This window comes from Cedecea davisae DSM 4568 (assembly GCF_000412335.2).
GTDB classification, from domain to species: Bacteria; Pseudomonadota; Gammaproteobacteria; order Enterobacterales; family Enterobacteriaceae; genus Cedecea; species Cedecea davisae.
Genome location: NZ_KE161030.1, coordinates 3881161 through 3899970, shown reverse-complemented (window position 1 = coordinate 3899970; position 18810 = coordinate 3881161). Strand labels below are relative to the sequence as shown.

Annotated in this window: 18 protein-coding genes and 1 other RNA gene; 12 read left to right on the top strand and 7 right to left on the bottom strand. The window is 55.3% G+C overall.

Annotation, left to right across the window (positions count from 1 at the left end; translation table 11 throughout):
• Positions 1–63: 63 nt before the first annotated feature.
• Together rpiA and serA are read left to right on the top strand one after the other, a co-directional pair.
• Positions 64–723 (top strand): ribose-5-phosphate isomerase RpiA, encoded by a 660-nt coding sequence (rpiA, locus tag HMPREF0201_RS17725; protein ID WP_039898805.1) that lies wholly within the window; start codon positions 64–66, stop codon positions 721–723.
• Positions 724–1026: 303 nt separating this feature from the next.
• A complete protein-coding gene (serA, locus tag HMPREF0201_RS17720) occupies positions 1027–2265 on the top strand; it encodes a phosphoglycerate dehydrogenase (RefSeq protein ID WP_016538119.1) in 1239 nt (412 codons plus the stop codon).
• A 39-nt stretch (positions 2266–2304) separates the two neighbouring features.
• Here the strand turns inward: serA and HMPREF0201_RS17715 are convergent, their stop codons facing one another.
• The 3 genes from HMPREF0201_RS17715 to zapA form a co-directional block, all read right to left on the bottom strand.
• Positions 2305–2901: a 5-formyltetrahydrofolate cyclo-ligase gene (locus HMPREF0201_RS17715; RefSeq protein ID WP_016538118.1), complete on the bottom strand. Its 597-nt coding sequence runs from the start codon at positions 2899–2901 to the stop codon at positions 2305–2307.
• A gap of 20 nt (positions 2902–2921) precedes the next feature.
• A non-coding RNA gene (gene ssrS, locus HMPREF0201_RS22700) (6S RNA) lies at positions 2922–3105 on the bottom strand.
• A gap of 41 nt (positions 3106–3146) precedes the next feature.
• Positions 3147–3476 carry a cell division protein ZapA gene (gene zapA, locus HMPREF0201_RS17710; RefSeq protein ID WP_008461599.1) on the bottom strand — a complete coding sequence of 110 codons (330 nt, stop codon included), beginning with the start codon at positions 3474–3476 and terminating at the stop codon, positions 3147–3149.
• Positions 3477–3644: 168 nt separating this feature from the next.
• Here zapA and HMPREF0201_RS17705 point away from each other — a divergent pair, with 168 nt between their 5' ends.
• The 8 genes from HMPREF0201_RS17705 (at position 3645) to HMPREF0201_RS17670 (ending at position 13635) form a co-directional block, all read left to right on the top strand.
• Positions 3645–4223: a YecA/YgfB family protein gene (locus HMPREF0201_RS17705; protein WP_147293944.1), complete on the top strand. Its 579-nt coding sequence runs from the start codon at positions 3645–3647 to the stop codon at positions 4221–4223.
• A 23-nt stretch (positions 4224–4246) separates the two neighbouring features.
• Complete coding sequence (gene pepP, locus HMPREF0201_RS17700) at positions 4247–5563, top strand: Xaa-Pro aminopeptidase (RefSeq protein ID WP_016538115.1); 1317 nt, start codon at positions 4247–4249, stop codon at positions 5561–5563.
• Positions 5560–6738, top strand: coding sequence for a 2-octaprenyl-6-methoxyphenyl hydroxylase (gene ubiH / locus HMPREF0201_RS17695; RefSeq protein ID WP_016538114.1), 1179 nt, complete (start codon positions 5560–5562; stop codon positions 6736–6738). Before pepP ends, ubiH begins: the two co-directional genes overlap by 4 nt.
• A gap of 12 nt (positions 6739–6750) precedes the next feature.
• Positions 6751–7950, top strand: a complete 1200-nt coding sequence (gene ubiI / locus HMPREF0201_RS17690) for an FAD-dependent 2-octaprenylphenol hydroxylase (RefSeq protein WP_039898803.1) — start codon at positions 6751–6753, stop codon at positions 7948–7950.
• Between the two features lie 437 nt (positions 7951–8387).
• Complete coding sequence (gcvT, locus tag HMPREF0201_RS17685; RefSeq protein ID WP_039898801.1) at positions 8388–9485, top strand: glycine cleavage system aminomethyltransferase GcvT; 1098 nt, start codon at positions 8388–8390, stop codon at positions 9483–9485.
• Between the two features lie 29 nt (positions 9486–9514).
• Positions 9515–9904, top strand: coding sequence for a glycine cleavage system protein GcvH (gene gcvH, locus HMPREF0201_RS17680; protein ID WP_016538111.1), 390 nt, complete (start codon positions 9515–9517; stop codon positions 9902–9904).
• Between the two features lie 55 nt (positions 9905–9959).
• Positions 9960–12833: an aminomethyl-transferring glycine dehydrogenase gene (gcvP, locus tag HMPREF0201_RS17675; protein WP_016538110.1), complete on the top strand. Its 2874-nt coding sequence runs from the start codon at positions 9960–9962 to the stop codon at positions 12831–12833.
• Between the two features lie 58 nt (positions 12834–12891).
• Entirely contained in the window at positions 12892–13635 is a 744-nt protein-coding gene (locus tag HMPREF0201_RS17670; protein WP_016538109.1) for an SDR family oxidoreductase, read from the top strand.
• A gap of 42 nt (positions 13636–13677) precedes the next feature.
• Here HMPREF0201_RS17670 and HMPREF0201_RS17665 read toward each other — a convergent pair whose 3' ends face one another.
• The 3 genes from HMPREF0201_RS17665 to HMPREF0201_RS17655 are packed head-to-tail and all read right to left on the bottom strand — an operon-like array spanning position 13678 to position 15372.
• A complete protein-coding gene (locus HMPREF0201_RS17665) occupies positions 13678–13950 on the bottom strand; it encodes a pentapeptide MXKDX repeat protein (RefSeq protein ID WP_016538108.1) in 273 nt (90 codons plus the stop codon).
• A 38-nt stretch (positions 13951–13988) separates the two neighbouring features.
• Entirely contained in the window at positions 13989–14750 is a 762-nt protein-coding gene (locus HMPREF0201_RS17660) for a molybdopterin-dependent oxidoreductase (RefSeq protein WP_039898800.1), read from the bottom strand.
• Positions 14751–14760: 10 nt separating this feature from the next.
• Complete coding sequence (locus HMPREF0201_RS17655; protein ID WP_016538106.1) at positions 14761–15372, bottom strand: cytochrome b/b6 domain-containing protein; 612 nt, start codon at positions 15370–15372, stop codon at positions 14761–14763.
• 145 nt (positions 15373–15517) lie between these two features.
• Between HMPREF0201_RS17655 and HMPREF0201_RS17650 the strand changes: the two genes are divergently transcribed.
• Positions 15518–16231, top strand: a complete 714-nt coding sequence (locus tag HMPREF0201_RS17650) for a response regulator transcription factor (RefSeq protein ID WP_016538105.1) — start codon at positions 15518–15520, stop codon at positions 16229–16231.
• Positions 16232–16234: 3 nt separating this feature from the next.
• Positions 16235–17701 (top strand): sensor histidine kinase, encoded by a 1467-nt coding sequence (locus HMPREF0201_RS17645; protein ID WP_016538104.1) that lies wholly within the window; start codon positions 16235–16237, stop codon positions 17699–17701.
• Between the two features lie 63 nt (positions 17702–17764).
• Here HMPREF0201_RS17645 and HMPREF0201_RS22695 read toward each other — a convergent pair whose 3' ends face one another.
• On the bottom strand, positions 17765–18787 hold the full coding sequence (locus HMPREF0201_RS22695) for an acyltransferase family protein (protein WP_160160640.1): 1023 nt from the start codon (positions 18785–18787) through the stop codon (positions 17765–17767).
• Positions 18788–18810: the final 23 nt, after the last annotated feature.

Below are 18810 nucleotides of genomic sequence, written 5' to 3'. Positions count from 1 at the left end.
GGGACATTTTCCCGGTGCATGCTCTATAATGCGCGTCAGTTTCCACATCACAGGCATAAAATTATGACGCAGGATGAACTGAAAAAAGCAGTCGGATGGGCAGCACTCCAGTACGTGCAGCCGGGCACCATTGTTGGCGTAGGCACCGGCTCAACCGCCGCGCACTTCATTGATGCTTTGGGCACTATCAAGCACCAGATTGATGGCGCCGTTTCCAGCTCCGACGCTTCCACCGCGAAACTGAAAAGTCTCGGCATCACCGTTTTTGACCTCAACGAGGTTGATTCTCTTGGGGTCTATGTTGACGGCGCGGATGAAATCAACGCCCAGATGCAGATGATCAAAGGCGGTGGCGCAGCCCTGACGCGTGAAAAAATCATTGCCTCGGTTGCGGATCAGTTTATCTGCATCGCGGACTCATCCAAGCAGGTGGATATTCTCGGCAACTTCCCGCTGCCGGTTGAAGTGATTCCCATGGCGCGCAGCGCCGTTGCTCGCGAGCTGGTTAAACTGGGCGGCCGCCCTGAATATCGCCAGGGCGTAGTGACCGATAACGGCAACATTATCCTTGATGTACACGGCCTGAGCATCATGGAGCCGATTAAGCTGGAAAATACCATCAACGGTATTCCGGGCGTGGTGACCGTGGGGCTGTTTGCCAACCGCGGGGCGGATGTTGCCCTGATAGGCACCGCCGATGGCGTGAAAACCATCGTAAAATGATCTGACCGGGGCGCGTCCTGCGCCCCAAAAAACCGTATAAAAAATGACAAATTATTTTAACGGCAAATTTGGTGACATATATCACATTCTGGTAACAGTGCTGTGATTCGTTCCTGGTTCTCTCTCGCTGCCAGCATTTTATTCTGACTCCCGCCCCGTTATTCCTTCTCGCCAGCATGGCGACGCAATCGTTCATATTGCCCCGCACGTAGATTTTGATATTTTGACAGAAGGGTAACTTATAGGCGGTGGCGCATCACCGCCTAAGCATTAACACAACAGCACTAAAAATAGGGTCGGGAAATGGCAAAAGTATCACTGGAAAAAGACAGAATTAAATTCCTGCTGGTTGAAGGCGTACACCAGAAAGCGGTGGATAGCCTGCGTGCAGCCGGATACACCAATATTGAGTTCCACAAAGGCGCGCTGGATACCGAAGCGCTGAAAGAGTCGATCCGTGATGCACATTTCATTGGCCTGCGTTCCCGCACTCATTTGACCGAAGAAATCTTTGCAGCGGCTGAAAAGCTGGTGGCCGTCGGCTGCTTCTGCATCGGGACTAACCAGGTTGACCTTGAGGCTGCCGCTAAGCGCGGTGTGCCGGTGTTCAACGCCCCGTTCTCTAACACCCGTTCCGTTGCTGAATTAGTCATTGGCGAACTGCTGCTGCTGCTGCGCGGTATTCCAGAGGCTAACGCCAAAGCGCACCGCGGCGTGTGGAACAAGCTGGCCGTGGGTTCTTTTGAAGCTCGTGGCAAAAAGCTGGGGATTATCGGGTATGGTCACATCGGTATTCAGTTGGGGATTTTGGCTGAATCTCTGGGCATGCATGTCTTCTTCTACGATATTGAAAACAAGCTGCCGCTGGGCAACGCGACTCAGGTTCAGCATCTCTCAGATCTGCTGAATATGAGCGATGTTGTCAGCCTGCACGTACCGGAAAATGCTTCTACTAAAAATATGATTGGCGCAAACGAACTGGCGCTGATGAAACCGGGCGCGCTGCTGATTAACGCTTCACGCGGCACGGTGGTGGATATTCCTGCTTTATGCGGCGCGCTCGCCAGCAAACATCTTTCCGGCGCGGCAATCGACGTATTCCCGACCGAACCGGCAACCAACAGCGATCCGTTTAACTCTCCGCTGTGCGAGTTCGACAACGTTATTCTGACTCCACACATCGGCGGTTCTACTCAGGAAGCGCAGGAAAACATCGGTCTCGAAGTGGCGGGCAAGCTGGCGAAATATTCCGATAACGGTTCAACGCTGTCTGCGGTTAACTTCCCGGAAGTTTCCCTCCCGCTGCACGGGGGCACAACCAGCCGTCTGCTGCACATTCATGAAAACCGCCCGGGGATTTTGACCGCAATTAACCAGATTTTCGCCGAGCAGGGTATTAACATCGCCGCTCAGTTCCTGCAAACCACGTCGCAGATGGGCTATGTCGTTATTGATATCGATGCATCGGAAGAAGTGGCTGAAGGGGCGTTGAAGTCAATGAAAGCGATTCCGGGCACCATCCGCGCTCGCCTGCTGTACTGATTTATCGCTAAGCCTCTTCCTCCCGTGGGGGAGAGGCTGTCACCACTGCCACAGGCGCGAAGGCGTCACCACGGCAGGCAAAGGAATATCCCACTCTTCGGCCGGTAATTCGGCAACCTGCTGGCAATCGTGCGCCAGGCCAACCGGATACAGACCGTGCTGCCGCCAGTTTTGCAACGTGCGATCGTAGAATCCTCCTCCCATGCCCAGCCGCTGGCCTTTGGTATCAAAGGCGACTAAAGGCGCGATCAGTACGTCCAGCTTATTGAGCGGCAGAACGTCGCGAACATCCAGCTTTGGCTCAAGAATTTTCAGACGGTTCTGCACCAGTTCGCCGTGCGGCGTATAGCGCAGAAATAGCAGATTTCCCGGGCTGAAAGGGTGAAGAACCGGGAGGTAAACCTCTTTTTCGGCCTGCCATAAAGCCTGAACCAGCGGCCCGGTATCCAGCTCGCCATCAAAGGAAAGAAACAGCGCCACGGTATGCGCACGGACAACCGGCTCAAACGCCAGCATGCGTTCAGCAGCCTGTAAGGCAAAGGTTTTTTGTTCAGCGGGAGTGAGCGCCCGGCGTTGTTGCCGGATGGTTTGGCGAATGTCCTGACGTTGCGTTGAGAATAACGGGATATGCGTCATGATGGCCGGGTAGTAAAGTGGGAATCTCCGAGATGCCGCCGCAGGCTGTAACCCTTGAACCCTTGGTTCAAGGTGAGTGTGTCGTCATGGTCTTCAGGCTTCTCGGACGGACCGAGCATGCTCACCGACCGCGGAGCGCCACACTCTTGTGGTATGAAATATCGGCTCAGGGGACTGGCCCGCTTGCAAACATCTCAGAGAAATTTTGTCTTCGAAGTTACTCTACCATAGTCAACTGCGAAGTGTTATTCAAACTTTGGACCCTGTCGGTCTGCGATGCGACCCTGTTCAAGCAGCGCTTGTTCAATGGTCTGCTGTAGCATCCGAATACGCTCTTCCATGTTGGCGGCGTAGTCACGGGTTTTCGACTTTTCCTGAGCCAGCTCATAGCAGATGTTTAACGCCGCAATGAACACCAGCTGCTCGGTATTTGTGACTCTAGTGCGAACTTTTAAATCTTGCAACCGCTGATTCAGCTCTTCCGCAGCCTGATTCAGCGCATCCTGTTGTTCAGGCGGACAATTCACGCGCAATGAACGACCGAAAATTTGAATATCGACTGGTTGTGCAGACATGCTACCTTCCTGCTGTTTACTCGCCTGCCTTAACGCTACCGGTCGCGGTAACGGAAGGGGCGCCACTATAGCTATCCCGATATTAAGATACAAGCCCTTTTCTGGTATCTGCGGGGGTCCTGGTGGTAGCATAACACACACTAATCCTGCCAACGACGACGAATGCGCATGTCTATACAGAACACGATGCCGGGCTACGACGCAGTAAGCCAACTTTTGAACGAACAAGGTGTGGGCCTGACGCCTGCGGAAATGCACGGCTTAATCAGCGGCATGCTGTGCGGCGGCAATAAAGACAGCAGCTGGCAAGCGCTGCTGCATGACCTGACCAATGAAGGTCTGGCCTTTAGCCAGAACCTCGCCGACGCTCTGCGCCAGATGCATGGCGCAATTGGCGACGCGCTGGAAGATGAAGGCTTCCTGTTCCAGCTCTATCTCCCTGAGGGTGATGATGCCACGGTGTTTGACCGCGCGGATGCGCTGTCCGGCTGGGTGAACCATTTCCTGCTGGGTCTTGGCGTCACGCAGACCAAGCTTGATAAAGTCACCGGCGAAACCGGGGAAGCTATCGACGATCTGCGTAACATCGCTCAACTGGGCTATGACGAAGATGAAGACCAGGAAGAGCTTGAGATGTCGCTGGAAGAAATCATTGAGTATGTGCGCGTTGCCGCGCTGCTCTGCCACGATACCTTTACTCGCCCGGTGCCAACCGCGCCCGAGGTTCGCAAGCCAACGCTCCACTAATCTTAACCGTGTCAGGAGATGTGATGAATCAGCAGGAGTTTCTCCGTCGCCGTCAGGCGTTACTGGCTAAAATGGCTCCGGCCAGCGCTGCGATTATTTTCGCGGCTCCCGAGGTTACACGTAATGCCGATAGCGAATATCCGTATCGGCAGAACAGTGATTTTTGGTACTTCACCGGCTTTAACGAGCCTGAAGCCGCGCTGGTGCTGATTAAAAGCGACGCCTCGCATAACCATAGCGTGCTGTTTAACCGCGTGCGGGATAAAAATGCTGAGATCTGGTCTGGCCGTCGGCTTGGCCAGGAGAATGCACCGCAGAAGCTGGGTGTCGACCGCGCGCTGGCGTTTGCCGAGATTGGTGAACAGCTGCACCTGCTGTTAAACGGGCTGGATGTGGTTTACCACGCTCAGGGCGAGTACGACTACGCAGATAATCTCGTTTTTGCCGCGCTGGATAAGCTACGTCGCGGTTCGCGCCAGAATCTGTCAGCTCCTGCCAGCCTGACCGACTGGCGGCCAACGGTTCATGAGCTTCGCCTTTTCAAATCAGAAGAGGAGATTGCCGTTATGCGCCGCGCCGGAGAAATTTCTGCGCTTGGGCATACCCGTGCCATGCAGACCTGCCGCCCGGGGATGTTTGAATACCAGCTTGAAGGCGAAATCCATCACGAATTCAACCGCCACGGCGCTCGTTACCCGTCTTACACCACCATCGTCGGCAGCGGCGAGAACGGTTGTATCCTGCATTACACCGAAAACGAAAGCCAAATGCGCGACGGCGACCTGGTGCTGATTGATGCCGGCTGTGAATACCAAAGCTACGCCGGAGACATCACCCGTACCTTCCCGGTTAACGGTAAATTCAGCCCCGCGCAGCGTGCGGTTTATGACATCGTTCTCGAATCTCTTGAAACCTCGCTGAAGCTATATCGTCCCGGAACGACCATGCAGGCTGTCACCGCGGAAGTGGTGCGCATTATGGTGAAAGGGCTGGTGAAGCTGGGCATCCTGAAAGGGGATGTTGAAAAGCTTATCGCCGATAACGCTCATCGCGCCTTCTTTATGCATGGCCTGAGTCACTGGCTGGGGCTGGACGTTCACGACGTCGGCTTCTACGGTCCGGACCGCTCGCGCGTGCTGGAGCCGGGCATGGTTATCACCGTTGAGCCTGGCTTGTATATCGCGCCGGATGCGGACGTGCCTGCTCAATATCGCGGTATCGGCATCCGTATTGAAGACGATATCGTCATCACCGCTGACGGCAATGAAAACCTGACCGCCAGCGTGGTGAAGTCCGCCGATGATATCGAAGCGCTGATGGCGGCGGCACGCCAACAATGAGCGTAATTATCGTGGGTGGTGGAATGGCGGGCGCGACGCTCGCCCTGGCTATCTCCCGGCTGACTAACGGCAAGCTTCCTGTGCACCTGATTGAAGCGGTTGCGCCGGACTCGGCCGCGCATCCTGGTTTTGACGCCCGTGCCATCGCTCTGGCGCAGGGCACCTGCCAGCAGCTAAACCGCATCGGTATTTGGCCCGCTATCGCAGACCGTGCCACGGCAATTAAAACCGTGCACGTTAGCGATAAAGGACATGCGGGCTTTGTCACGCTGGAAGCGGAAGATTATCAGATTGACGCTCTCGGGCAGGTGGTAGAGCTGCACGATGTTGGGCTGCGTTTATTTGCTTTGCTGCGTAAGGCCGCTGGCGTAACGCTGCATTGCCCGCAGCGCGTTACGTCGTTTACCCGAGAGGCGGATGGCGTCAACGTGGTGCTCGACAACGGTCGTGAGCTGCACGGGCAACTGCTGGTTGCCGCCGACGGCACGCGCTCGGCGCTGGCAGCTCAGTGCGGCATCGTCTGGCAGCCGCAGAGTTATCAGCAGGTTGCGGTGATTGCCAATATCACCACTTCTGAACCGCACAATGGCCGTGCTTTTGAGCGTTTTACCGAACACGGGCCGCTGGCGATGCTGCCGATGTCCGACGGGCGTTGCTCGCTGGTCTGGTGCCATGCGCTTGAAGCGCGAGCCGAAGTAGAAAGCTGGAGCGAGGCCGAATTTTGCCAACAGCTACAGCGGGCCTTCGGCTGGCGGCTGGGCCGTATAACCCATGCTGGCGCGCGCCATCACTATCCGCTGGCGCTGACTACGGCTTCTCAGTCGGTCTCTCATCGTCTTGCGCTGGTCGGCAACGCCGCACAAACGCTGCACCCGATTGCCGGACAGGGGTTCAACCTCGGCCTGCGCGACGTGATGTCGCTGGCGGAGGAACTGACGGCGGCACACGTAGCCGCTCAGGACGTTGGTAGTTTTGAGGTGCTTACCGGCTGGCAGCAGCGCAGGGCTGCGGATAAAGCGGCAACTATCGGCGTGACCGACGGGCTGGTTCAGCTTTTTGCGAACCGCTGGGCGCCGCTGGTTGTTGGCCGAAATCTCGGCCTGATGGCGATGGAACATTTTACTCCGGCACGAGACGTGCTGGCTCAGCGCACCCTTGGCTGGGTTGCGCGTTAAAGGAGAGTCAATTTGCAAAGCGTTGATGTGGCCATTGTTGGCGGCGGTATGGTGGGGCTGGCCGTAGCCTGCGGGCTTCAGGGCAGCGGCCTGCGCGTCGCGGTAATCGAAAGCCACCTTCCGCAGCCGCCTGCGCCCGATGCCGCTCCTGCGCTGCGGGTGTCGGCGATTAATGCGGCCAGTGAAAAACTTCTTGCTCATCTGGGCGCCTGGCCGAAGATCCTCGAGCGGGCCAGCTGCTATCACGGGATGGAAGTCTGGGACCGGGACAGCTTCGGGCAAATTGCCTTCGACGATAAAAGCTTTGGCTTCAGCCATCTTGGCCACATCATCGAGAATGCGGTTATTCACCATGCGCTTTGGCAGCGCGCGGAGCAGTGTTCAGACGTTACGCTGATGTCTCCGGCAGACATTCAGCAGGTCGCATGGGGCGAAAACGAAGCGTTTCTGACCCTGAAAGACGGCGCAATGCTTACCGCGAGGCTGGTCGTCGGCGCTGACGGTGCTAACTCCTGGCTGCGCAATAAGGCCGATATTCCGCTGACTTTCTGGGACTATCGCCACCATGCGCTGGTCGCCACTATTCGCACCCATGAGCCGCATCAGGCCGTGGCGCGGCAGGTGTTCCACGGCGACGGCATCCTGGCATTTTTGCCGTTGTCCGACCCGCACCTGTGCTCAATTGTCTGGTCGCTGTCGCCGCAGGAAGCCCAACGCATGCAGCAGGCAACGGATGACGAGTTTAATCAGGCGCTCTCCGTCGCCTTCAATATGCGCCTCGGCCTGTGCAGCGTCGAAAGCGAGCGTCAGGTCTTCCCGCTGACGGGCCGCTACGCTCGCAGCTTTGCCGGGCATCGCCTCGCGCTGGTTGGCGACGCGGCGCATACCATTCATCCGCTGGCCGGGCAGGGGGTAAACCTCGGCTTTATGGATGCAGCAGAGCTGATTGCCGAAATTCGCCGCCTGCACCGAGAAGGGAAAGACTTTGGGCAGCACCTGTATCTGCGCCGCTATGAGCGCAGCCGCAAGCACAGCGCGGCTGTAATGCTCGCCAGCATGCAGGGGTTCCGGGATCTGTTTGCCGGAAACAACCCGGCGAAAAAGCTGCTGCGTGATATTGGCCTCAAGCTCGCCGATACGCTGCCGGGTGTAAAACCGCAGCTGATCCGTCAAGCGATGGGTCTGCAAGATTTGCCTTCCTGGCTACGTTGAATCTCTAAGTGATAACCTCGTCACATTTCCCTTCCCGATGACCGGGGAGGGAGCATTTCCCCTCGTTTGAAATATTCTAATCTCAGGGCAGATCTCGGATTACATTTTCTAATCTTACGATTTTAGAGATGTAGTGATTTTGTTTCTGAAATGGTCGTAAATGTTAGCCAGTGCTAAATTCCGCCTCAAATACCTGCTGTTAATGTGGAGCTTATCGCATTTTTACAGTGAATAACTCTGCACACTTCCTCTTCCATTTTGGTCATAAGCTAATGCAATGACCGCTTTTCGCTTATGGTTTACGCCTCCGTTCGGTGGTAAGTTCAGGGCAAAGGTAACGTTTGCGTCGCTATCGGGGAACGGTGGCGGTGCCGGGTTTCGTCTGACGGTTGGCAAAGCCAAATCCGCTTTGCAACCAGATGGTTAAAGAGGAAAAGATGACTCAACAGACCCCCTTATTTGAACAGCATACGCTGTGCGGCGCGCGCATGGTTGATTTCCACGGTTGGATGATGCCGCTGCACTACGGCTCGCAAATTGATGAACACCACGCCGTGCGCACCGACGCCGGTATGTTCGACGTTTCCCACATGACCATTGTCGATCTTCGCGGCAGCCGCACCCGTGAATTCTTGCGTTATTTAGTCGCCAACGACGTAGCCAAGCTGACCCAGCCGGGCAAAGCACTCTATACCGCAATGCTTAATGCTTCCGGCGGCGTTATTGATGACCTGATTATCTACTTCCTGACCGAAGACTATTTCCGCCTGGTGGTGAACTCCGCAACCCGCGAAAAAGATCTCGCCTGGATTAACCAGCACGCGGAACCGTTTGGCGTGTCCGTTACCGTGCGCGACGACCTCTCGCTGATTGCCGTGCAGGGGCCAAATGCTAAGGCAAAAGCCGCTACGCTGTTGAGCGAAGAGCAGCGTAAAGCCGTGGAAAGCATGAAGCCGTTCTTTGGCGTGCAGTCCGGCGACTTGTTTATTGCCACCACCGGCTACACCGGCGAAGCGGGTTACGAAATCGCGCTGCCAAATGAAAAAGCAGCCGAGTTCTGGGCGCACCTGGTAGAAGCGGGTGTTAAGCCTTGCGGCCTGGGCGCGCGCGACACGCTGCGTCTTGAGGCGGGCATGAATCTTTACGGCCAGGAAATGGATGAAGGCGTTTCTCCGCTGGCCGCCAACATGGGCTGGACGATTGCCTGGCAGCCGGAAGATCGTGATTTTATCGGGCGCGAGGCGCTGGAAGCCCAGAAGGCAAACGGCACCGAGCAGCTGGTCGGTTTAATCATGACCGAAAAAGGCGTATTGCGTAACGAGCTGCCGGTACGCTTTACCGACGCTCAGGGCAACGCCCGTGAAGGCTTTATCACCAGCGGAACCTTCTCGCCGACGCTTGGCTACAGCATTGCGCTTGCCCGCGTCCCGGCAGGTATTGGCGAAACGGCGGTGGTTCAAATCCGTAACCGCGAAATGCCGGTCAAAGTCACTAAACCTATTTTTGTTCGCGCCGGTAAGCCGGTTGCGCTTTAAATTTTAAAATCAGGTATCAGGAGAGAACAATGAGCAATGTGCCGAACGAACTGAAATACAGCAAAGAGCACGAATGGCTGCGTAAAGAAGCCGACGGTAGCTACACCGTGGGCATCACCGAACATGCGCAGGGCCTGCTGGGTGACATGGTCTTCATCGACCTGCCTGAAGTGGGCGCTACCGTTTCCGCAGGAGACGACTGCGCGGTTGCCGAGTCTGTTAAAGCCGCCTCCGACATTTATGCTCCAATCAGCGGCGAAATCGTTGCGGTTAACGACGCACTGAGCGACAACCCGGAGCAGGTGAACAGCGAGCCTTACGGCGCGGGCTGGATTTTCAAAATCAAAGCCAGTGACGAAGCGCAGGTTGCCGCGCTGCTGGACGCTTCTGCTTACGAAGCGCTGTTAGAAGACGAGTAATTTTTAACCCCTCTTCCTTCGGGGAGAGGGGAAAACACTTCAGGAATCACCGCTCATGACCCAGTCTTTACGTCAGCTAGAGAATCACGAAGCGTTTATCGACCGCCACATTGGCCCGAACGCACAGCAGCAGCAAGAGATGCTGGACACCGTAGGCGCGCAGACGCTCAACGAGCTCATCGCCAGCATCGTTCCGCAGGATATCCAGCTTGCCGAACCGCCTCAGATTGGCAGCGCTGCTACCGAATTCGCCGCGCTGGCTGAATTAAAAGCCATCGCAGGCCGCAATAAACGTTTCAAAACTTACATTGGCATGGGTTATACCGCGGTTCAGACGCCGCCGGTGATTCTGCGTAATATGCTGGAAAACCCGGGCTGGTACACCGCCTACACGCCTTATCAGCCGGAAGTTTCCCAGGGCCGTCTTGAAGCATTGCTGAACTTCCAGCAGGTGACGCTGGACTTAACCGGGATGGATATCGCCTCGGCCTCGCTGCTGGACGAAGCTACCGCCGCCGCCGAAGCGATGGCGATGGCTAAGCGCGTCAGCAAGCTGAAAAACGCGAACCGCTTCTTTGTGGCTGCCGACGTGCATCCGCAAACGCTGGACGTGGTGCGTACCCGCGCTGAAACCTTCGGCTTTGACGTCATCGTTGATGATGCGGCTAAAGTGCTGGATCACCAGGACGTGTTCGGCGTGCTGTTGCAGCAAGTTGGCACCACCGGCGAAGTCCACGACTACAGCGCTCTGATTGCCGAGCTGAAGCAGCGTAAAGTTGTGGTTAGCGTGGCGGCAGACTTTATGACTCTGGTGATGCTGACCGCTCCGGGCAAACAGGGCGCGGACATCGTGTTCGGCTCTGCCCAGCGCTTCGGCGTGCCTATGGGCTACGGCGGCCCGCACGCGGCATTCTTCGGCGCGCGCGACGAGTTTAAACGCTCCATGCCGGGCCGTATTATCGGCGTATCACGCGATGCCGCTGGCCGTACCGCTCTGCGTATGGCAATGCAAACTCGCGAGCAGCACATTCGCCGCGAGAAAGCGAACTCCAACATTTGTACCTCTCAGGTGCTGCTGGCGAACATTGCCAGCCTGTATGCCGTATTCCACGGCCCGGCTGGCCTGAAACGCATCGCCGGTCGTATTCACCGCCTGACCGATATTCTGGCAGCCGGCCTGCAACAGAAAGGCCTGGTCCTGCGCCATAAACACTGGTTCGACACGCTGTGCGTAGAAGTCGCCGACAAAGCCGCCGTGCTGGCTCGCGCTGAAGCGCGTGAAATCAACCTGCGCAGCGACATTCATAACGCCGTTGGCATCACGCTGGACGAATCAACCACCCGTGAAGACGTGGCGGCGCTGTTCGACGTGCTGCTGGGCGATGCTCACGGCCTGGATATCGACAAGCTGGATCGCGACGTTGCCAACGACAGCAACTCGATTCCGGCTCCAATGCTGCGTGATGACGAGATCCTGACTCACCCGGTATTCAACCGCTACCACAGCGAAACGGAGATGATGCGCTATATGCACTCTCTGGAGCGTAAAGATCTGGCGCTCAACCAGGCGATGATCCCGCTCGGCTCCTGCACCATGAAGCTGAACGCCGCCGCGGAAATGATCCCAATTACCTGGCCGGAATTCGCCGAGCTGCATCCGTTCTGCCCGGCAAACCAGGCTGAAGGCTACCATCAGATGATCGCCCAGCTTTCCGACTGGCTGGTTAAACTGACCGGCTACGACGCGCTGTGCATGCAGCCGAACTCCGGCGCGCAGGGCGAATACGCTGGTCTGCTGGCTATCCGCCGCTACCACGAAAGCCGCAACGAAGGCAGCCGTAATATCTGCCTGATCCCAAGCTCCGCACACGGCACCAACCCGGCGTCCGCCCAGATGGCAGGCATGGAAGTGATCGTTGTGGCCTGCGACAAGCAGGGCAATATCGACCTGCAGGATCTGCGTGCTAAAGCCGAGCAGGCGGGCGAAGCGCTTTCCTGCATCATGGTGACTTACCCGTCCACCCACGGCGTGTACGAAGAAACCATCCGCGAAGTGTGCCAGATTGTTCACCAGTTCGGCGGCCAGGTTTACCTCGACGGCGCGAACATGAACGCTCAGGTCGGGATCACCTCTCCGGGCTACATCGGCGCGGACGTTTCGCACCTCAACCTGCACAAAACCTTCTGTATTCCGCACGGCGGCGGCGGCCCAGGCATGGGTCCTATCGGCGTGAAGGCGCATCTGGCTCCGTTTGTTCCGGGCCACAGCGTGGTGCAAATTGAAGAGATGCTGACCCAGCAGGGCGCGGTTTCTGCGGCCCCGTTCGGCAGCGCATCGATTCTGCCAATCAGCTGGATGTACATCCGCATGATGGGCGCGGATGGCCTGAAGAAAGCAAGCCAGGTGGCTATCCTGAACGCTAACTACATTGCGACCCGCCTGAAGTCGGCTTATCCGGTGCTGTATACCGGTGCCAACGGCCGCGTGGCTCACGAATGCATTCTGGATATTCGCCCGCTGAAAGAAGAGACCGGTATTAGCGAGCTGGATATCGCCAAACGCCTGATCGACTTCGGCTTCCACGCGCCAACCATGTCGTTCCCGGTTGCGGGTACGCTGATGGTTGAGCCGACCGAGTCAGAAAGCAAAGTCGAGCTGGACCGCTTTATCGCCGCGATGTTGTCTATCCGCAGCGAAATCGATCGCGTGGTGGCAGGCGAGTGGACGCTGGAAGATAACCCGCTGGTGAACGCCCCGCACACTCAGGACGAAATTGTTGCCGAGTGGGCGCACCCGTATACCCGCGAGCTGGCGGTATTCCCGGCAGGCCACGGCAACAAATACTGGCCGACCGTTAAGCGCCTGGATGACGTTTACGGCGACCGTAATCTGTTCTGCTCCTGCGTGCCGATGAGCGAATACGAATAGTTTTTACAGATGAATCAAGGGCACTCCGGTGCCCTTTCTTTTTTCTACAGGGGGGCAAATGGGCGTAGCTTTAGTGACCGGCGGCAGTCGCGGTATCGGCAAAGCCACCTCGCTTTTACTGGCGGAGCACGGCTATAAAGTCGTGGTTAACTATCTTCGTAATAAGCAGGCTGCGGACGATGTGGTCAATGCGATTATCGCCAATGGGGGTGAAGCGCTGGCGCTGCGTGCGGACATTGCCGACGAGCTACAGGTGATGGCTATGTTTGCGGAAATAGACAACGCCTTCGGGCCGTTAACCGCGCTGGTGAATAATGCCGGGATCCTGTTTCAGCAATCTACCATTGAGAATTTGACCGCCGAGCGTATTAACCGCGTTATGGCAACCAACGTGACGGGCTATTTTCTTTGCTGTCGCGAAGCGGTGAAGCGCATGGCTTACCGGCACGGCGGAGAAGGCGGCTCGATTGTTAATGTTTCTTCTGCGGCGGCGCGTTTAGGTTCGGCTGGAGAATATGTTGATTATGCGGCATCAAAAGGCGCTGTAGATACGCTGACGACCGGGCTGGCGGTCGAAGTTGCCGCGCAGGGCATCCGCGTTAACTGTGTGCGGCCGGGGTTTATTTATACTGAAATGCATGCCTCCGGCGGAGAAGCTGGCAGGGTGGAGCGGGTGAAAACAGCGCTTCCAATGCAGCGCGGCGGGCAGCCTGAAGAAGTCGCCGAGGCTATTGCATGGTTGCTTAGCCGTAAGGCTTCTTACGTGACCGGGACGTTCATTGATGCCGCAGGCGGAAGATAACTCGCTACGCCAGAAGAGGGTGAGACTGGCGTAGCGCGTGCTTTATTTCTTGCTCATACTGTCTTTAGCCATACCGTCTTTGGCCATGCTGTCTTTACCCATAGCGTCTTTGCTCATGCCGTCTTTCTTCATGCTTCCTTTGGACATGCAGTCTTTTTTCATGCCGTCTTTATTCATATCGCCTTTACAGGTATGGGTCATTTTGCCCATTGAGTCCTTCGCCATATTATCTTTGCTCATTGAATCGGCGGCATTTGCACCGGCAATACCAAACAGCATGGATGAGCACAGCAGTGCAGCGTAGATCTTTTTCATGATGTATTTCCTTGTAATGATGATGGGGTCATTGCTTATTAGCTACCGCCGAACCAGTTATAGCCCTGGTCTTCCCAGTAGCCGCCGGGGTAGCGATTAGTGACTTCAATAACCTGAATATGTTTCGGGTTCTTGTAGCCGAGTTTGGTTGGAATACGCAGCTTCATCGGGTAGCCGTATTTGCGCGGCAATATCTTGCCGTCCCACGTCAGGGCAATAAGCGTTTGCGGGTGCAGGGCGGTCGCCATATCAATGCTGGTGTAATAGTCATCCGCGCATTTGAAGCTGACATATTTGGCCCTAAGGTCCGCGCCAATGCCTTTCAGAAAGAGAGCGAAGGGAACGCCGCCCCATTTGCCGATGGCGCTCCAGCCCTCGACGCAAATATGGCGGGTAACCTGGCTGACCTGTGCCATCTGGTGAAGCTGCGCCAGCGTCCAGGGGCGCTTATCGCTGATTAGCCCGGCCAGCTCAAGACGGTAATCATCGCCGTTGATATCGGGGGCTTCATCCTCGCCGTAGAAGGCATTGAATGGAAAATGTGGGTCAATCATGCTTTCCGGATAAACCGGAGCCAGCTGGCTGCCGTTAAATAACCAGGCCTGAATACGGTCGTTAAAACGTGAAATTTTGTTCAGAGAGCTTTCTACTTCTGCGTTGTCGCTAATATCGCAGCCGGTGAGCATGGCGATACCGCCGAGGGTCAGCCCCTGCTTTAAAAAACGGCGGCGGCCTTCCTGAGTCAGTTTTTTATTAATGAGCTGCGTCGCTTCTTTCAGAAATTCATTTTTATCGCTCATTTTTTTTTCCTCAGCGGCCACGAAGCATGGCTAATAACGTGCGCGGCACCAGCGCCACCATCACCAGATGAATAACCACAAAGCCAACCATTGCCGACATGGCGTAAAAATGGATGAAACGCGCATTGTCGTAACCCCCGAGCAACTCCCGCAGCAGTGAAAATTGCACCGACTTCCAGATAACCAGACCGGAAATAACCAGCAGCAGGCTATCTGCGATAACAAATAAATAGGCGGCCTTTTGCACCATGTTGTAATGGCTGAGGTCGGCGTGGGCTAATTTCCCGCGCAGCGCCGCCAGGATATCCCGCAATAATTCACCGGGCGATAAGGGCCAGTATTTTTGCCTGAAGCGCCCGGTAGCGATATTGCACAGCAAATAAACCAGACCGTTGACGGCAAATAACCACATCCCGGCAAAATGCCACTGCAACGCGCCGCCCAGCCAGCCGCCAAGCGTTAGCGCGTTGGCAAACTGAAAATCAAACAGCGGGGAAGCGTTATAAATTCGCCAGCCGCTGGTCACCATAATCAGCATCGCCAGCGCATTCAGCCAGTGGCAGAGCCTTAGCCATAAAGGGTGAACGACCGTTGGGGCGGTTTGCAGCGTTGAGCTTTCCATCGTCCGGCTTCCTCATGATTCGATGAAGCGAGTATTGGCCGAATTTGTTCCCGGTTGCCTCACGCAAAGTTAAATTAAATGTGACAACTTAACCGCCGCGAGTTGTGTAAACTTTGGCTAAGCCAGGCGTGCAGGAGTAGAAGATGTGAATCAGGCAAAAAAAATACTAATCGTGGAAGACGACGAGAATATCGCCGAGCTTTTACAGCTTCACCTGCGGGAAGAAGGTTTTGAAATTGTGCACGCCGCAGACGGAAACCTCGGGCTGGAAAAGCTCCGGCAGGGCGGCTGGGATGCGCTGATCCTGGATTTAATGTTGCCCGGCGTGGACGGGCTAGAGATTTGCCGTTTTGCCCGCAGCATGACGCGCTACACGCCGATTATCATGATAAGCGCTCGTTCCAGCGAAACGCACCGCGTGCTGGGCCTTGAGCTGGGAGCCGACGATTACCTCGCCAAACCGTTTTCCATGCTGGAGCTGGTTGCTCGCGTGAAAGCGCTGTTTCGCCGCCAGGAAGCGATGAGCCAGAACCTGCGGCTTGATGCGGGTACGCTGACTTTTGGCCCGCTTTCTATTGACCCGCTGGCGAGGGATGTCCGCCTCAACCAGCAGCCCGTGGAGCTGACGCCGCGCGAGTTCGACCTGCTCTATTTCTTTGCCCGCAACCCGGACAAAGTCTTCTCGCGCCTGAACCTGTTAAACCAGGTCTGGGGCTACCAGCACGAAGGCTATGAACATACCGTCAACACCCATATAAACCGCCTGCGCATTAAGATTGAAGATAACCCAGCGGAGCCGAATTTTATTCGCACCGTATGGGGAAAAGGCTACAAATTTACCGCCCAGCTACGTGAGTAACCTATGCGAATTCTTACGCTCTCCCGGCGCCTGACGCTGGTTTTTGCCGTGCTGTTATTAACCGCTTGCACCTTCCTCGGCTGGCTGCAGGTGCGAACCAGCACGCAGTACAGCCAGGCGGTTATCCAGCAACTTTCCGGCGACCTTGCTCAGCACATTAACCAGAGCTACCCGCTGCTCGGGCAGGACGGGCTGAATAAAGACTCGGTGCGCACGCTGTTCGACCACCTGATGGCCGTGAACCCCAGCGTGGAAGTTTACCTGCTGGATAAGCAGGGCAATATCATCGGTGATGCCGCGCCCGACGGGCATATTAAGCGGCATCAGGTTGACCTTGCCCCGCTCCAGGCCGCGCTGAACGGAGGCAAGTTCCCGCTTTACGGCGACGATCCTCGTAGCCTTGAAGGGCAAAAGGTCTTCAGCGTTGCGCCGATGCTGCGCGACGGCAAGCTTGAGGGCTACCTGTATGTGGTCCTGCTCGGGGAAACCTATAACCAACTGGCAAACAGCGCCCAGTTTGATGCCGTCCTGAAGCTGAGCCTGCTGTTGATTGGTCTGGTCTGCGTGCTGGGGCTGGTGGTCGGCGGGCTGGCCTTCCGCTGGATAACCCGCCCTTTGCGTGAGCTTTCTCGGCACGTTAAAGCGCTGGAGGCGGGCGGCATGGCAGAGATGCAGGCTATGGCCGCGCTGCCGCAAAGTACCGCCGGAGATGCTGACGAACTGGCTCAGCTGCGCCACGGGGTTATTGCCATGGCGGGGCGTATATCGGAGCAGTGGCATAGCCTGACCCAGCAGGATCAGCTGCGGCGCGAGTTTATCGCCAATATCTCTCACGACCTGCGTACCCCGCTTACTTCCCTGCACGGCTATCTCGAAAGCCTGTCCGTGATGTCGGCTACCCTGAGCGAAGCGGATAAAAAACGCTATCTGGATATCGCCCTTGCCCAGAGCCAGAAGGTCGGTGCGCTGGCGCAGTCGCTGTTTGAGCTGGCGCGGCTGGAATATGGCGTGGTGAAGCCACATAAAGAGAGCTTCTCCCTTAGCGAGCTGCTACAGGATGTTTTCCAGAAGTTTGAACTTACGGCCCAGACTCGTCGGCTGGAACTATTGGCCGATATCCAGCCAGGATTGCCGCTAATTGAGGCGGATGTCAGCATGATTGAACGTGTTCTGACTAATCTGCTGGATAACGCCATTCGCCACACGCCGGATAAAGGCGTGATTGCCGTGCGGTTATGGAAGGAGCTGGATAAAGTGATGGTCCAGGTCAGCGACAGCGGACCGGGTATTCCGCAGGAGCTAAAAGAAGGGCTGTTTGTCCGGCCGTCGATTGTGAATCAATCCCGCCTCAGGGTTGGCGGACTGGGGCTGATGATAGTGCGCCAGATGCTACAGCTGCACGGCAGCGATATTGCGCTGGTAGATACGCCGCAGCGCGGCGCTTGCTTCCGGTTTGGTTTACCTGTTTGACATTAAATACTCCGTAGCGTGCCCTTGCTACGGAGTGCCCTGAGCCTTATTTCTTAGGCAAGATCAATGCCCAGTTTCATGTAAAGAGTTTTTATTTTCCTTGTGGTTTAAACATTTTCTTTCAAGACAGTGCCATGACAATACGGAAAAAATCAGGCTGACAGTAAAGGTTATTGCAATACTCAAATATGGGTTGCTTTTATACAGACCATAACTAATAACGGTTTGCATCACTGGGAAATGATAAAGATATAATCCATATGAATAATCACCACATTTTCTCATGTCTACTATACGTGGAGCCAGGAGGGCAATGCATAGTGTCGCTGATATAATAAGTGGTATCTCTAAAATGAATCCTGTCTTTGTGTTTTTTGTGATGAGGTATAATATCGCAGAGGAAATTAACGTGATGATTATCGATTTGTTCCTTGCAGTACAGGCAGAAAAATAGGCACCTCCGAAGAAATAGGATGCCATGCCAACAAACTGAAGGGACATGGTTCTTGATGCTGGGGTAACGTGTACATACATAAAATAATAAACCCATGCAACAGATATAATAAATGTTAACCCATATGCAAGTGACTTGCTTTTCCTTGAAATAAAAATAAATAAAGGAATGCCAACGTAAAGAATTAACTCTGATTTTATTGTCCAGAGAGAGCCGTCCATTGCATTCAGTGGGTTTGAATCAAAAACAGCAGGAAGGGATGATTGCATAAAGTTGAGGAAGCACATGTTATACACAACATAACGCAGCGTTTCCTGGCTTGTAATAAAATCTAAAAAGGATAGCCTTGTTAAAAAAGTGCCCAGCAGCAACGTGAAAAAAATTGCTGCATAGTATGCCGGGAAAACTCTCAGTATTCTTTTTATGAAAAATGGTTTGCCCGGTTTTTTGTTATAGCTGTGCATCACCAGATAGCCGCTAATGACAAAGAAACATTTAACGATTACATCCCCATTTAAGTAATTGAGTATATATCTTAACTCATCCGTGTCGGTTATCCCTGCAGAGTGGACAAGTAATATACCAACGGCTAAAATTATTCTTATTAAATCAAAATTGTTACTTTCTTTCACTACTCTCGCCAATCGCAACATAA